The 17,345-nt window shown below is 37.0% G+C and carries 7 protein-coding genes; all 7 read right to left on the reverse strand.

The genetic code is table 11. From position 1 onward, the window contains the following. Positions 1-171 precede the first annotated feature (171 nt). Complete coding sequence (locus OLM54_RS07300; protein WP_264537932.1) at positions 172-3,042, reverse strand: RICIN domain-containing protein; 2,871 nt, start codon at positions 3,040-3,042, stop codon at positions 172-174. A 362-nt stretch (positions 3,043-3,404) separates the two neighbouring features. Beyond that, complete coding sequence (locus tag OLM54_RS07305) at positions 3,405-5,042, reverse strand: glycosyl hydrolase family 18 protein (protein ID WP_264537933.1); 1,638 nt, start codon at positions 5,040-5,042, stop codon at positions 3,405-3,407. Positions 5,043-5,171: 129 nt separating this feature from the next. After that, positions 5,172-7,835, reverse strand: coding sequence for a beta-1,3-glucanase family protein (locus OLM54_RS07310; RefSeq protein ID WP_264537934.1), 2,664 nt, complete (start codon positions 7,833-7,835; stop codon positions 5,172-5,174). A 171-nt stretch (positions 7,836-8,006) separates the two neighbouring features. Continuing rightward, the gene (locus OLM54_RS07315) at positions 8,007-11,966 is read right to left on the reverse strand and encodes a family 16 glycosylhydrolase (protein WP_264537935.1); all 3,960 of its coding nucleotides are present in this window, start codon (positions 11,964-11,966) and stop codon (positions 8,007-8,009) included. 544 nt (positions 11,967-12,510) lie between these two features. Continuing rightward, positions 12,511-15,393: a triple tyrosine motif-containing protein gene (locus OLM54_RS07320; RefSeq protein ID WP_264537936.1), complete on the reverse strand. Its 2,883-nt coding sequence runs from the start codon at positions 15,391-15,393 to the stop codon at positions 12,511-12,513. 737 nt (positions 15,394-16,130) lie between these two features. After that, positions 16,131-16,763 (reverse strand): HAD family hydrolase, encoded by a 633-nt coding sequence (locus OLM54_RS07325; RefSeq protein ID WP_264537937.1) that lies wholly within the window; start codon positions 16,761-16,763, stop codon positions 16,131-16,133. Positions 16,764-16,838: 75 nt separating this feature from the next. Further along, positions 16,839-17,303 (reverse strand): NUDIX domain-containing protein, encoded by a 465-nt coding sequence (locus OLM54_RS07330; protein WP_264537938.1) that lies wholly within the window; start codon positions 17,301-17,303, stop codon positions 16,839-16,841. Positions 17,304-17,345: the final 42 nt, after the last annotated feature.

A 17,345-nucleotide genomic window follows, 5' to 3' on the forward strand; every position in this document is an offset into this window, starting at 1 on the left:
TACTTATAAAAAAATAATATTTAGTCAATTTTATGAAAGAATAAACTTTATTTTATGCGTTTATGCAATTTATAAACTATAGAGGTGAATTGTTGTTATAAAAAAAAGGCACTACCATTCTTTCTGTAAAAAGAAGTGATAGTACCTTTAGAAAAGTTATTTTTTTTAAAGCTATTTCTTAATAAAACGTTTAACCGTTCTCGTTCCGTCTTTCTCAAAAACAATCAGATAAATTCCGGTTCTTAAACCAGAAACATTCAAACTATTATCATTGATTTTTTGAGATATAACTAAACTTCCTGTTTGAGAATCGAATACGCTTACATTCCCTCCTGTTTGATCTGTAGTAAAGAAAAGCACATCTGAAACCGGATTTGGATAAATATTTAATGCAACAGAATCTACCTCATCTTCTGTAATAGCAGCAGAAGCTACAGGATTTGAAGCGGCGCCAATTTTGGTAATTCTGAACCAATTGATGTTTACAGCGCTGGTTTGAATATAAATTCCGAAACTGTACGTTCCTGCATTTACATTAACCGTTTGAGTTACTGTTTGCCAATTTTGCCATCCTCCGGTATTCGGAATATCAACATTTCCTAAAATGATCGTTCCGCCGTTTAAATCAGATGATATTCTGGCTCCGGCAACCGCACTTGCGATTCTGTATTCGATTAAATAAGAACCCGTTGTTGGAAAATTAATATTGTTATACGCCATCCAGTCGCCTGTATCTGTGTATGCAACATTTAAACCTCCGCCAGCATCTGTAGTCGCTTCCGTTTGAATTCCGTTCATGGCAGCATAATCTTCCGCCTGAATTAAAGTAGAAGTCTGCGCAGCCGTTGTCGAAATTAATTTCCATTGCCCGCACGTTTGGTTGTTATTGTCCCATTGCTGCACATTGGCACCATTTACCGTACTTGCTCCTGCAACCTCAACAATTCTACCACTGTGTCTGGCAATAATTTTATAAAATCCGTCGCCTGTATCTACTAAAACAAACTGCTGATTCGTTGTTCCGTTATACGGATATTGCTCTACATTGGCGCCATTTGCTTTATTAAAATTATTTACGTCTAATGACTGACCGCTGTGATTGGCAATAATTTTATACAAACCGTCGCCTAAATGTGTTAATGTAAACTTTTGATTATTTCCTGTATTTACAGTTCCCTGAGCAATATTGGCACCGTTGGATAAACTCGCATTCCAGACATCCATATTTAAACCGCTGTTTCTGTTTTGCAAAAAGAAAGTTTGATTTCCTAAAGTGGTAACTCCGTTGGCAAGAATTCGAATAGAAGTTACCTTATCATTCCATGTCGTATTTAAACAGGCATTATCAGAATTAATTACCGTTGAAGCTCCCGTAAAATTATCATCCTGATACAAAATTGCCTGAAATCCCTGTGTGATTCTCAACGACGAAATATCATCATTTAAAACTCCCAAAGAATTTAAACGCGCCATATTATAATCACCAATAGTTAAACCGCCAGAAAATCCGGTGTAATTGCAATCTTTATAAACCGTAATCACATCTGTCGAAGCCGCGATATTGCCTCCCGGCGGAATTGTTCCTGTAATCGAATAACTTCCGATAGAACCGTATGCAGAATATCCGCCATAACCCGCACTTCCGGCGCCATTGCCATCAACACCAATAAAGTATTTTCCGGCAGGCAAATTCACATTCATAGCAGCATTCAAAGCAAACGGATCAGAGTTCCAATACGTTCCCATTTCTGCACCTGCCGAATTGTATAATCGAATTAAAAGATGCAGGTTTCCGTCTCTTGAAACCGTGTTTGCGTTGATTGAAACATTTCCTCCGCCAGTTGTAAACGTAAAGAAATCATAATCAGCTTCGCTTGAAATAATTCCGTTTTTTTGATTGATACCGCCGCTTGCGTTATAGTCTAAAGTTGTGGCAGAAGCAGTTGTATTTCCGTAATCATCGCCTCTGTAACCAACTCCAAATTTAGTTCCGGCAATAGTTGCAACATCATCTTGTTTGTTATTGGCATAATCGTATTCGCCTTTGCTCCATTGCACCACAGGTCTGTAATATCCGGCTCCCATAATTGGCGCCCACGAAGTATTGTTTATACCTACAAAATAATCTTCGGCAGGATTTGTACGTCCATCGTGACCAAGATCAAAAGTATGACCAACTTCATGCGCAGAGGCATCTCCACCAGATTTACCCGAAGTAATAAATACCCAGCAAGGTACATCATTGTCCCAATTGAAGGAACCAATATACGCAACACCCCCCGCCCCCGGGGCCGCAGTATTGGTTGGAGTCACCACCACACGCATTCTTCTGTTTCTTGGGTATGAATTAAAAACAGCTTCATTTGTTGTAACATTTACATTAAAAGGTCGGTAATCTTCAGAAACCACCTCCCAATGTTGTTGCACATCGGCATCGCTCATTCCTGATGGCGCCGCATTAATAGCGTTTCCGTTATTCCAAAGATTTCCTGCCGGCATATTATACCCGTCAAAATCTAACATAACGCAGCCTGCAGCACCCGGTAAACTTTGTAAATTCAACAAAGCCGGAGCAATTGCGGCAGCACTTACAGCAGCTGTTTTTGCTGTGTTTTGAGGAACATTTCTATAATCCAGACAAATTAGCGTATTAATATCTACTTTAGACACAAAAGCGTTTCCTTGTGCATCAGAATAATATTTATAAGCTTCTTTTGTTTTCTTTAGAATAATGTGCCCTTCAAGCGATTTATCTTTTAATTTAATGTAAAAAGAAGATTCTTCGACATTTTTGATTTCTCCAATCAAAAACTCACTTGAAGCATTTGATTCCTTGTAATTGATTTTTCCGTTGAAGTTTTTATTCTCCGCCTGAAGCAAAACAGTTTTTTCGGCAGTACTTTTTGAAGTCGCACTTGCAAGTCCGTTTTTTAAATTATTCATGAACGTTTTACTCGAGCCCAAAGAAGTCTGCGCAATGGCAAAACTGCTAAAAGCAATAAACAGGAGTAAACTTAACTGAATTCTGTAATTGTTTTTCATATACTATTTAAGATTGGGGGTTACTTTTTAAAGTGGTGCATGCATTTAAAACACATAGAAACATAGATTCTGTATGCTCAAAAAAGGCGTTTCACTTAATTATAATGCACATAGCTATGTGTTTTATTTTTCACGCAGATTTGGCAGATTGAGCAGATTAAATTTGAATAATTATCTGCATGTATCTGCTTAAATCTTTTTAAAATCTGCGTGAAAAAATATTAAAGAATAAAAAAATAAAATCTGCTCAATCTGCCAAATCTGCGGGAGACATTTTTTTTAAATTCTTCAATTTGTGGCAAATAAAAAAGCACCATTCCTTCTTTCAATAAAAAAGAAGAAACAGTGCTTTTAACGAAAACTTATTTTTTAATAAAACGTCTCACTGTTTGTGTACCATTTTTTTCAAAAACAGCGATATAAACTCCTTTTTCTAAACGCGAAACGTCTATAGAATTAGAATTAATTGTTTGTTTTGAAACTACAGCTCCTGTTTGAGAATCTACAATACTTGCATTTGCTCCGCTAACATCCGAAGTGATAAAAAGCGTACTTTCTACAAGACTTGGATATACATTTAAAGCCACAAATTCTTCTGCAACAACTTCTGGGGCTGCTGATTTTGCTGCCAAACCTGAAGCCGCTTTTGTGATTCTGAACCAGTTTAGATTAAAACCGGTATTTTGAACATAGATTCCAAAGTTGTATGTTCCGGCATTTACATTTACGGTTTGTGTTACCGTTTGCCAATTTTGCCAGCCTCCGGTATTTGGGATATTTACAGCTCCTAATTGAATTGTTCCTGCCGTTAAATCAGAAGATAATCTTCCGCCTGTAACAGCACTTGCCACTCTGTATTCAATTACATAATTTCCTGAAGTTGGAAAATTAACATTGTAATACGCCAGCCAATCGCCTGTATCTGCGTAACCTACATTCAAACCTCCGCCTGTATCTGTAGTGGCTTCAGTCTGGATTCCGCTCATTGTTGAGTAGCTTTCTGCCTGAATTAAAGTCCCCGTACCTGTAGGCGGATTACTTCCTGTAATAACCTGATTTACGGCTGTTAATAATGATTTTGCTCCGGTAGCATCCTGAGATAATTCCCAGATCATAACTCCTCCCGCATTTTGAATTGCAAAAGTTGTTTTTGCTTTGATAGTTGGAATTCCGTTATAATAAATCGTGTTTCCTACCTGATCCAGATTTTCAGCTCCCGGATATTGCGCTACGATATTAGCATAAGAAATTCCCTGATTTGCCGAAGCTCCAAAACCGTAACCATAAAACGGAAGACCAATAATGGCTTTGCTTGCCGGTAAACCACGTCCTGTCCAGTAATTAAACTGATTTACAGCCATACTATACGGAGAATGTTGTCCCGGACTTCCCGGAGCCCAAGGTCCTGTTGCATCATACGCCATAATATTGATCCAGTCATAAGCGGCAAAAGTAGACGAAGGTACATTTGCACCACCGTAACCTTCTGAAAGCGCAGCAGAGATTAATTTACCGTTTGCATGCAATTTAGCCGCAAGCGCAATTACAAATCCGCCGTAATCACCATTAATTGCCGGACCTTCTAAATCTACATCGATACCGTCAAAATTATGCGCTACAACGTAATCATATAATTTTTGAATGAACGCTGTTCTGTTTCCAGGCGTAATCAAATTAAAGTAATTGTCGCGAATGGCGCCTCCTTCAGAAACAGAACCTCCTCCAAGAGAAACAAAAACTTTTACATTTTGTGCATGCGCGGCATTGATAATGGTATTCGATCCTGAATTGAAAGTTAGATAACCATTCGCATCGGGATTTTCGAACGCAATATTAATATGCGTTAATTTACTGTACTGAACACTGCTTGAAAATGAATTCAGATCAATCCAGTTTGGAATGTAAGCGATTACTTTTTTTTGGGCCATTGACAGGTTAACAATACCCAGAACCATAATTAAGACCCATTTTAGCTGGATCACTTTGTAATTGTTTTTCATAGTAACATTTTTAATAGATTAATAGATATGTGATTTTCGGGGGAGAAAATAATTTTAGGTTTCAGACTTAAATTTCAGATTGAGCTGAAATCCAAAATCCAAGTCTTACATCTAAAATCTCTTTTAAAACTATTTTTTAAGAAAACGTTTTACCGTTCTTTGACCATCTTTATCTAAAACAATCAGATAAATTCCTTTTTGCAAGTGAGAAACATCTACACTATTATTGTTTACTTTTAGTTTAGAAACCGTAGCTCCGCTTTGAGCATCTACAATACTCACGTTTTCTGAACTTACAGGCGTTGTAAAATAAAGTGTGTTTTCTGCCGGACTCGGATAAACGTTAAAGGCAACATTTGGTTCATCTTCAACTTCTGTAGCAACAGTTTTTGCCGCTAAACCAGCGCCTGTTTTCGTAATTTTAATCCAGTTGATGTTCATTCCTGTATTTTGAATATAAATTCCAAAATTGTACGTTCCCGCATTTACATTTACCGATTGAGAAACTGTTTGCCAATTTTGCCATCCGCCTGTATTTGGAATATCAACATTGCCTAAAACGATAGTTCCGCCATTTAAATCAGAAGATAATCTTCCGCCGGCAACCGCGCTCGCTACTCTGTATTCGATTAAATACGAACCTGTTGTTGGAAAATTAATGCTGTTATACGCCAGCCAGTCGCCTGTTTCTGTATAACCAACATTCGAACCGCCTCCGGTATCTGTTGTGGCTTCAACCTGAATACCGCTCATTGCTGAATAATCTTCGGCCTGAATTAAAACAGAAGTTTGAGAACTTGTCACAGGAACTAATTTCCATTGTCCGCACGTTTGATTATTATTATCCCATTGTTGTACAACAGCTCCTGAAGCTGTACTTGCACCAGCAACTTCAACGATTCTGCCGCTGTGTCTTGCTACAATTTTATAAAATCCGTCGCCTGTAGAAACCAATACAAATTGCTGATTTGTTGTTGCATTGTATGGATATTGCTCTACATGCGCACCATTTGCCTTATTGAAATTGTTTACATCTAAAGACTGACCGCTATGATTTGCAATGATTTTATACAAACCGTCGCCTAAATGCGTGAATGTAAACTTTTGATTGTTTCCGGAATTTAGCGCACCCTGATTTATAGCTGCACCATTCGCTGCACTCGCGTTCCAGACATCCATGTATAAATTACTGTTTCTGTTTTGAAGATAAAAAGTCTGATTTCCTAAAGTCGTCGTTCCGTTTGCCAGAATTCTGATAGAGGTCACTTTATCATTCCAGGTTGTATTTAAACAGGCATTATCAGAATTAATTACTGTTGAAGCTCCCGTAAAATTATCATCCTGATATAAAATTGCCTGAAATCCCTGCGTAATTTTAAGTGACGAAATATCATCGTTTAAAACGCCTAAAGTATTCAAACGAGCCAAGTTATAATCACCAATTGTTAATCCGCCGGAAAATCCCGTGTAATTACAATCTTTATAAACCGTAATCACATCCGTAGTTGCAGGAACCGAAGGCACCGTTCCGGCATATCCGCCAAAAACCGCAATTACTTTTGTTGGCTGTGGCGTATGAAGCGATGGCGACTGATCGGCAACATCATCATAAGCAAAACCGTAAGCCAGATTATCGATGCTTATTCCAGGCAAATGCCAAAATTTAGAATAATGATTCGTTGGGTTTACCTGATAGAATTTTGAGGCATCGTACCAGTTTTGCTGACCCGGATTTGGCGTTGTCGTATTGACAACATGTCTGTTAATCGCCGCCGTTAATTGCGCCTGAATAACAAGATCTAAATCCCCGTCAACCAGTCTTCTGTCCAAAACACCTTTTCCTTCAAGAGCTTCCTGAGTTGTCGGGCGGTTTTGAACGCGTCCTGTGCGACCAACAAAACCACCGGATTGTCCGACCATTTCTAGCTGTTCGCCAATAACCCTTCCTTTAAAAACTCCCGCATCTCCGGCGTAGAATATTAAATCTTCATTTTTATATTTGTTCCAAATGGCATCAATATACGATTTCAAATAATTCGCCTGAGGTCCTACAGAAGTTCCTCCGCTTCCATCTGCAAAAGCAGGCGTTTTTGACGGTGCCGTAATTTCGCCCGTTGCATCATTGACACAACCTTGAAATTCTGACGGAACATTTGCTTTAAATGCAGCCACAATATCAGCGTGTTTTTTAAGTTCACCTACTTTTTTCTGATATCCGTTTGCGCCAAATAACTCCAATCCCATTGGGTATTTATACGAATCGACTCTCGAAGGATTTCCAAAAAAACCGTATTGGTTATTCGTCAATTCGATTATTTCATATAAAATTCCCTGATTTGGATCTGTTACATTCAAAGGATTTGGCGAAGTATATCCTGACGGAGCGCCATTTGCACCAAAAAAGTAAAAATACAATTGCTGTCCTTTGGCAATAAACACTCTACATCCCGCAATTAATGGCAAAGTAAAAGTTTTGTTTGGAATCTCGCTCAGCTTGGTAAAACAAGCCGCATATTTTGAGTTTTGTCCCGGTCCGGTATTTCCGCCAATTGTTGGTCCCGTAACCGTATTATAAGACGGACTCATTGGCAAAACCTGACTCGTTTTGGCATTTACCCAAACGTGGTTTCCGGTTGTATAATCGATACCTACAATGGCAACATACAATTCGCTGTCGTTAAATGTAGAACTATTTGTAATCGTAAAAGGTATGGCGCCCTGGCCGTACGTAAGGTTCGAGAGCACAAGAAAAAGTGCTGTCAGAAAAGAAATTCTAAGTTTAATTTTATTCATATCTAAATTATTTTGGGGTTGCTTAATTAGTTAAATCAAAAGCTTTTACTGAAATAAGAAACAATACATCCGTCAGGTGTAATTGTTTGGTGCTATCCTTTTAAATTTAAATTTCAGTTGATCATTACAGAAATATTATTTTTAAAACCTATTACACCCAACGGATTATAATTATTGCTTAATCAATTTTTTAGTCCAGCTTTTTTGATCTGATTTAAAATTCAAAATATAAATTCCTCTCGACAATCTGCTAATATCAATTACGCTTTCCTGTACATCAGCCGCTACTTTTGTTTGTAGTATCGCTGTTCCTGCATTATCATAAATCGTAATTACTTTATTGTCTAGTTTTTCCGGTAATGAAACCTGAATATAATTGCTCGCAGGATTCGGATACATTACAAAATCTGTCGTAACAGCTTGGGTTTCTTCCACAACATTGGCTTTTTTAGCCGTTGATGCAGATCCATACGCTTCAATTTCAAATAATGAATATCCGTACGGAGCCAAAGCTTTTGTGGTACATAAAATTCTAATATATCTTCCAGATCCGCTTACCGTTAAATCATCTGTTCCTCCGTCACTTGCCGTTTGCGTGTTTACGGTTTCATTTTCTGTAAAAACATTATCGGTAGAAACCTGTATTTTATATTGCGTTGCAAAAGCAGCTTCCCATTTTAAAACCACACGATTAATGTTGTAATTACTTCCTAAATCAACATAAATCCATTCGCTTGCATTGGCAAAACTACTCGCCCATCTTGTTCCCATGGCATCGCCGTCTGTGGCTTTCGCCGAAGAATAAGTTGCGTTTTCTTCTGTAGAAGCTGTGGCTGTTTTGCCCAAAGCCAGATTAACATTTGGGTTTGCAGTAATATTTCGAACAATAACATCGCTAAAAACTCCCGTTGTTAACGTTCCGTTTGCATGCGACGTAACCGCCATTCCAACATAAACATTACTTGCCATTGCAATTGTTTTTGGAGCACCAAGCTGTGTCCACGTTGTACCATTATCAGAAGTATACGATGTAAACACATTTCCTGATCTTACAATACGAATCCATTTTGGAGCCGTTCCGGCCGCTACCGTAGCAGTTGTAATTCCTGAAACAGCGTCTCTCGTTAAAAATTCGACACCCGCTGCGGCGCTTACATCTGTCATGGCATGTTTAGAAGTTGGCGTAAGCGTTTCTCTAAACATCACGCCCGCTTTTGCGTATGTATTGGTATTTGTTAATGAATTTACTTTCGCAATAATTTCGGCATCGCCAGTAATAGGCTGATTTACAAATTGAAATTGATCGCTGGATTCCCAAATATCATTTCCTGAACCTTTTATGGTAAAAGTTCCGTTGGCGTGAGTTGCTTCTCCCGCAGGAGTTACAGCACCTAAATCTGTACTAACCCACGGCGCAGGTAAAGTTGCCGGAGGATTTTCTGTAGAAACTAAATTTACAGCCCTTAAATTGTCAAAATAATACGTGTTTCCGGAACTCGTTCCCGGTTCAAACAAGAATACAAAACGATTTACTTCGCTGTCTAAAGTTGAAGCGTCAGGAGCACTTGCATACGTAAAAGTAACCGTATGCCACGTATTGGTTTGTTTTACAACACCTTGATAAATACTGTGTCTTCCCGCCGGATAATTTGACGGAATTGATGCACTGCTTTCTGCTTGCCAGGAAATTATAGATCCAACCGGAGCCGAAGTATAAACATCCATTGCAAACTTTTTAGTGCCAGATTTGAATTCTCCAATATTGGTTAAAGTCGTATTGAATGAAAAATTATCATACAATTCAGTTGATTTTCTAATATATTTTCCAACGTTTGAAGATGTATTGATTCCCGTCGTACTTGGATTTGCAGTGTTTGGTGTATAAGTTCCAATGGCGTCTCTAAATGTGATATTGTGAACCGTTTGATAATCTTCGTACACAATGCCCGGCGTAAAAGTATCCGGCAATTTTGTCGAACCAATTCTGATATTATCAAAATAATACGTATCGCTGGTGTAAGAACCTGAATTTGCCAATATAACCATTTGGTTGATTGCCAGATTTGAAGTTCCTTCGTCAGGACTTGAATTATAATAGAAAGTCAGCGTTTCCCATTGATTTTGTTTCGTTGTAATCGCTACATAATTACTGTTTCTTCCCGTTGGAAAATTCGCAGGAAGCGACGTGGCACTATTCTCTAAATTCAAACTTACAACCGTACCAATTGGCGCCGAAGTATACACATCAATCATGATTTTATTCGTCTGATTTTTTAATAAACCCGCATCTTCAATTGTACTTTGTGTGTTAAAAAATAACACATCGTATTGCTCTGTTACATTTCGAACATACTTCGCCACATTTGCAGAATTATTAACCGAATTTGTTCCCGGATTTGCAACCACAGAATAAGTTCCGGTTGTAGTTCCTTTGATAATTTTATTGATTCCGTCGTAGTTTTGCAAAACATCCGTAGCAATAATTGGCTTTTCCGGCGCTGCTTTTGTCAATAAATTATCAAAATAATACGTCGCTCCTGAATTTGAATTTGATTCAAAAAGAAAAACTACATTATTGATTGTCAAAGCACTTGTATTGGGATCGATTACTTTTTCGAATTCAAACTCAATCGTTTCCCATTTGTTTTGCACCGTTGTTGTTGCTTTGTAACCGCTGTGTCTTCCTGACGGAAAATTAGTAGCCGTTGTTACCAGACTATTTTCTAACTGCATGGAGATTTTTGTTCCAACAGGCGCCGAAGTATAAATATCAAAAGAAATCCTTTTTCTTCCGTACACATAATCGTTAGCGTTGCTGATTGTTACATTTTTGATATTCAAAACATCATATAATTCAGATGCATTACGAACATATTTCCCCACCAAAGCAGACGTATTTACTCCCGTCGCCGATGGATTTGCTGTTGCTTCTGTTAAAACTCCCGTTTTCAAACCATAAACTATATTGCGATTTGACTGAAAATCTTCGTGAATTTTTTCTACCGGTAAAGCCGGTTCTGTAACTACAGCCAGTTTATAGGTATTTGCAGTACAGCCGGAAACTGTTGTAGCAACGGAAACATCTCCTCCCGAAGTTCCCCAGTTAACCGTAATCGTATTGGTTCCTTGTCCCGAAGTAATTGTTGCGCCAGCAGGAACTGTCCAGTTATAAGTGGCTCCGGCAATAGCGTTTATAGAATATGTTTTGTTGGATTCATTGTTATAGACTTTTGCATCGCCAAGAACACCATAAGTAAAACTTCCGCTGTAAACACGAACATAATCAACCTGCAATTTTGCCGGAAAATCAGCCGGAATTGGCTCAACTCCCGCTCCGTTTACACTTGTATAAGGCGTTCCTAAACTACCAACCGCAAGATTTAAAATAATATAAAACTGCTGATCGTTAAACGGCCATCCGCCATTTACGGTCGTTTGTGGCGTCGCTGTGTGAAATAAATTACCGTCAATAAACCATTTGATAATATTTGGTCCCCATTCTACCGCATAAACGTGAAATTCTGAAGATAAATCTGTTGGCGACGTATAACTTCTGCCTGTATAATGATAACCGCCGCCGTCATAATGAATTGTTCCGTCTACAGATTTTGGATTTCTGTGTTTGGCTTCCATAATATCGATTTCACCCGTAAACGGCCAGTTTGAAGTTCCTGCAGGCAGCATCCAAAAAGCAGGCCACGCACCCATTCCGTTAGATAACTTCATGCGCGCTTCGATTCTTCCGTACTTAATGGCGTATTTCCCTTCAGTCGTTAATTTTGCCGATGCATAAGGCTGTTGCGGAAATGATGCATTTGGCTCATATTTCGCCTGAATATTTAGATAACTATTCGTTCCTTCCTTTACAATTGTCGCCTGATTAGGATCATAACGCTGCGCCTCTGCATTTCCAAAACCGCAAAGCGAAGGACAGCCGTTTCCGGAAACACTCTGCCATTTTGTTGCATCTACCGTTGTTCCGTTAAATTCATCAGACCAAATTAAAGTGTTGCATTGAGCATGAAGTTTTAATAAAGGAGATAATAAAAGTAGAATTAGGATAATACACCTCTTTAAAAAATAGTAATTACTTCTCGGTGGTCGGCCGAAAGAAAAGTCTTTTTGTTTCATTTTTTTTAGTTTTTTGTTAGTAAAGCGTATTAACACAACAAATCTTCTATTTTAAGAAAAACAGAACGATATTGTATTAATAAGATGACAATATTAACAAATAAACTACCCAAGATGTTAATTTTGGGGTACGGTTTGACTACGGTGTTTATAAAAAAATGTAATAAACAGCTTTCAAAATGCGTAAAACTACTTAGGATTTTACTGATGATAAAACCCCGCTGTTTATAGGGTTTTAAAGAGATTGAATGTGAATTTTATACAATCATTTGCGTACATCTGCTTAAATTTTTATAAAATCTGCGTGAAAAATATTAGCTACAGATTAATTGATTAAAAAGATTTTTAATTCTCGCAGATTTGGCAGATTGCTTCGCCTGTTCGCTATCGCTCGGGTGAGCAGATTTTCTCATTTTGCTTGCGTCTGGTTTGTCCTTTCGACGGAGGAGAAATCGCACCAGAAACTCGACAAAGATTGGCGATTTTGTTTGAGGAGTTTCTAGTGTGATCCTTCCTCCGTCAGGATGACAAAAACGAGTGAAACTTAAAAATTCAAAATAAACTCCGTAATATTCGCATCTGACGGAAGCTGCAATTTCTTGCGAATACGATATCTCGTGTCTTCAACACCTCTTACTGAAATTCCTAAAAGCGGCGCAATTTCTTTAGTATTAAAATTCATTCGCAAATAAGCACACAAACGCATATCTCGCGGAGTCAGTTCCGGAAAACTTGTTTTTAAACGCTGCATAAAATTATCATGAAGCTGATTGAAGATTTCTTCAAACTCGTTCCAATGCTGATCTCCCTGCAATTCATGATCGATTATTCGGTTTATTTTGGTCAATAAACTAAAGTTTACATTGGTATCATTCTTTTTATCTATTTGCCCGATAAGTTCTTTTATAGAAAGCAAAATTTCATTTAAATGAATAAGATTGACGGTATTCGAAGCTACTTTTGCGTTTTTAAGATTAATAGTGGCTTCGAGATTTTCCCGCATAATTGTCATATTTTCCTGTTCTAATGCCAATTTCTGCTCGTTTAATTCAGCACGATTACGCAACAGCTCTTTTTCCTGATTAAGGATTAACTGCTCGCGATCGCGTTCAGCAAGATTTTTTTGATATTTGATAATCGCGTAAATCAAAACACCAAAAAGCAATAAATACAAAATATAAGCCCAGCTCGTTTTGTACCACGGCGGTGAAATCTCAAATTTAAAAACAGCTTCCTGACTTACTACATCATAAATATTTTTTGCCCTTACGTGAAAAATATATTCGTTTCCAGGCAAATTGGTATATTCTTTTTCAGTTTGCAAACCCCAATCTGACCATTTTTCTTCAAAACCTTCGAGCCAATATTCGTATTTTGTAGCATCGGCTTCGTCATAACAAAGTGAAGCAAACGAAAAATGCAGTGCATTATTAGCATACGATAAAACCGGAAAAAGTTCCTCTTTATCTAATTTTATAGTAGTCGGAAGTACATCATATCGGCTGGAAAACAACAAACTGTCTTTTGGCAAAATACATTTTACTTCAGAAATAACAGCTTTATATTTAGATTGGTAACTTTTATTTTTTGTTACATTATAATGAATCAAACCGTCTTGTGTGCCAAAAAATACATCTCCGCTTGTCGTGGTTTGAATATTTTCGAAACCCGGAACATATAAATAGCGCAGTTTTCTAAAAGGTAATTCTTCGACAGTAAAATTTCCGTTTGCCTGTCGCGTCATTTTTCCGGTGTTTTCTCCTGAAACGTACCAGATATTGTTTTGATTATCGGCTTTAAGCAAACGAATGTGATTTTCCAGTCCGAGGTATTTTTTAAAAACTGCTTCGGGAATCATTTTTTTCGAAGTTTGATCTTGTTTGTAAACGCCTTTTGTAGTTCCAAAAAGAATTTCATTGTTTATTTTGAAGGTATTCAAAAACAAACTCGACGGAAAACCGCTGTCTTTATTATAAAACTGAAGATTTGAAACGGCATCAAATGTTTTATTGAATCTTATTTTATAAATTCCTTTATAACCGTGCGCAAGCCAAATATCGTCGTTATCTGTTACCAATATTCTGCTGCTTTCCTCAAAACCTTTAATTTTATGCTGATAAGCCCAGGAATCATTTATTCTTTTTAGCAAATGCATTCCGTTATAACCGCCAACCAACAATAAATCAGGATGGTTTGGAATATTTATTCCTTGCCACGCGCCATCTATTTTTGCTAATAATTGAGCTGAGTTTCCTTTTATTTCGTAGATTCCGTTTTTCTCAAAAGCCAAAAGCGATTTCCCAAAAACACCCACATTCCACACATTTTCAGTCATTCCTGAAATATGCTGAAAGTGCGCATTTTCTCGTTTTCCGTTTTTATAAGCCTCCCAATCCATCCAAAATAAACCATTATCTGTAGCGATATATAATTTATTCTGATAAATCTGACTGCAATATATTTTAGTTTCAGAATTTGAGGTATCCAATATTCTCGATAAAGGCGAAGAAATCTGAATCAGCGAAATGCCTTCTTTTAAAGTTACCCACAAATTGCCTTCTTTATCTGTTTTAAGATTCGTTACATATTCGTTTTGCAAACCCATTTGTTTGTTGATATGCTGAATCAGATTTCCAATACTATCTATAACTATCAAGCCGGTTTGGCGCGTTCCGATCCCTAAATATCCATCAGAAAATAAAATTGCTGTCGTAATTTGATTTTGTTTCAGCAGATAATCGGCTTCGGTTACAAAAGGCTTAATCTCATCATTTTTATAAATAAAAAGTCCGTTTTTTTGTGTCAGAAGCATCAAACCATTTTTAGTTTCAAAAGCTTTCCGAATCTTCATTCCTGCAAACTTTTGTCCGTTTTGAACAGGCGTTAAAACATCATTTTTTAATTGCAATAAACCTTTTGCATTATCCAGAATGTAAATTCCGCTTTTGACATTAAAAAATTCATCAAAATTAGAATTCGATTGTATTACTTTGATTTTGTTGTTTTTATAAACAAATATCTTCTCATTCGAGAAAAAAATCACTTCGTTATTTAAAACTACAGTGTGCAAAACATCGCCAAAATTTCTAGCCGAAAGCGGCAGTAATTTTACTAAAGAAGTATATTTATATTGTCCGTTTGGTAACTGAACCGCATAACCAAAATCGCACTGCGCGCCCACATAAATTTTATCATTTTTATCGATGGCAAGCGACCGAACCATGCTTTTGTTTTCGGGCTGCGTCACAATATTCCACCGCACGCCATCAAACTGCATGATTCCGAAATGATTGGCAAAAAACATCATTCCCTTAGAATCCTGCAACACGTCCCAGTTTTCTGAAGCGGCCTTATATGTTTTCGGATTATAATTAGTGATAAACGGAACCCCGATTTTTTTAATTTGGGCACTAATAAGATGGGGCAAAAAAAAGAGCGATAAAACTAAAATTCTACTGATACATTTCGTCATTTTGTTTCTGTCTGTAGGTTATTTCGCGGTTTAACAAGAAATCGCAATACTAAAAATAACAGTTTGGGAATGCTATTTTCAGGTAAAACAAATCGCTTTATTTGGCTTGATAAAATTATAATTTGATAATTTTCAGGACTATAAAAAACGAATATCTATAATCAAATATATAAAAATTTATTTTATTGTAACAAATTACATTTAAATTAGATAATTTGATAATGAGAAAATAATTAGATAATTAGGGAATTTGAAAATTAGATAATTATAACAATAAACCCGACAGGTTTTAAAAACCTGTCGGGTTTGTCGCAATTCTGTCATTTTGAGGAATGACAAATATTGGGGTTCCTTTGCGTTTTCAAGGGATTAAAATCTCTTGCTACAAAATAAATCATTCTTCCGGAATTTTAAATTAGTGTTCCAGAGGAACGAAACATATTGTGGGGATGGATTTTAATCCATCATTCGCAGTTAATCCGTCTAGTTTGTCATTTAGTTCGTCGTTTAGTTTGTCATTTTGAGGAACGAAGAATCTTCGCGACAATTTTCGCCAACAGTTTGCTTTTCTTTGTCGAGTTACTTGCGGGGATTCTTCGTTCCTCAGAATGACAAAACAACCAAAAAACCTCAAACTTGAAACCTGAAACTTGAAACAAAAAACTTAAAACAAAAAAACCTGAAACAAAAACTCAAATAATCCCACTCAATTCTTCATAACTATTAAACAGAATCGCGCCTTCGTTTTCTAAGTCTTCGTTGTTGTAACCGTTGGCAAAACCGTAAACTTTAAATCCGCCGCTTTTTCCTGCCATTACGCCGGCTTTGCTGTCTTCGATTACGACGCAGTCTTTTACATCAAAGCCCATTTCTTTTGCAGCATGCAAAAAGATTCCCGGTTCTGGTTTCCAGCTTTTAATTTGGTACGAACTAAATATTTTATTTTCGAATTTATCCAGTAATCCTGCGACTTCAAGATTCAGTCTGATTTTATCAACCGGACCGCTAGAAGCGACGCAATACGGAATTTCTAGTTTTTCTATAAACTCAATTACGCCTTCCATTGGTTTTACCTGCGTTTTAAAGGCTTCAAAACTTTTTTCGCGGTATTCATTTTCAAAAGTATCAGGGAGTTTTTTGGCAATCGCAGTTTCTATATGCTGAAAACATTCTTTTAAGTTACGTCCGTTAAAATCGCGATACGCATCTTCGAGTTTCATTTCGAAACCGTGTTCTGCAGCCATGGAAAGCAAAATTCCGTTGCCAATTTTTTCAGTATCTACAAGAACGCCATCGCAATCAAAAATTATACATTTAGTATTCATAGGTTTTATTTACATTTTATTATCAAATTTGATAAGAATGTAAATTACAAAATAATTTTATAAAAGCTCTTGAAATTATAGCGAACCGGATATTTTTGACACAATCTGAATTATAAAATCGGCCTGTGCAGGATTTATTTTTTTTAAGGCTTCGTCTGTTTGAAACCATTCTGCTCTGTCAATTTCAGGAAAACTCTTGAAACTTCCGGATTTTGGCGGCCATTCTATTTCGAATTCATTACTTTTTATCAAAGCAACATCAATATCAAAATCTACTGCCCACGCAAAAACTTTTTTACCCGATTTTAGTTTTACAGGTTCTAGTTTTATAAAGTCACCTTCTATTTCAAAACCGGTTTCTTCCTGAAACTCACGTTTTGCAGCCCCAAGAGAATCTTCATCATCTGTAAATTCGCCTTTTGGAATCGACCAGCTTTCTAAATCCTTGTTTTTCCAAAATGGCCCGCCGGGATGAACTAATAAAAAATAAATAGTTACATCGATGAATTTGTAAAGTAATATGCCAGCGCTTTGTTTCATCTGAAAATGCTTTAATTTAGATATTTAAATATACATAATTAT

This window comes from Flavobacterium sp. N1736, from assembly GCF_025947065.1.
Lineage (GTDB): Bacteria > Bacteroidota > Bacteroidia > Flavobacteriales > Flavobacteriaceae > Flavobacterium.

Bases quoted from the DNA above. Each gene is read 5' to 3' on its own strand.
- OLM54_RS07330 (WP_264537938.1), bottom strand. From the start codon at position 17,303: ATGAAACAAAGCGCTGGCATATTACTTTACAAATTCATCGATGTAACT.
- OLM54_RS07310 (WP_264537934.1), bottom strand. From the start codon at position 7,835: ATGAATAAAATTAAACTTAGAATTTCTTTTCTGACAGCACTTTTTCTT.
- OLM54_RS07300 (WP_264537932.1), bottom strand. From the start codon at position 3,042: ATGAAAAACAATTACAGAATTCAGTTAAGTTTACTCCTGTTTATTGCT.
- OLM54_RS07325 (WP_264537937.1), bottom strand. From the start codon at position 16,763: ATGAATACTAAATGTATAATTTTTGATTGCGATGGCGTTCTTGTAGAT.
- OLM54_RS07315 (WP_264537935.1), bottom strand. From the start codon at position 11,966: ATGAAACAAAAAGACTTTTCTTTCGGCCGACCACCGAGAAGTAATTAC.
- OLM54_RS07305 (WP_264537933.1), bottom strand. From the start codon at position 5,042: ATGAAAAACAATTACAAAGTGATCCAGCTAAAATGGGTCTTAATTATG.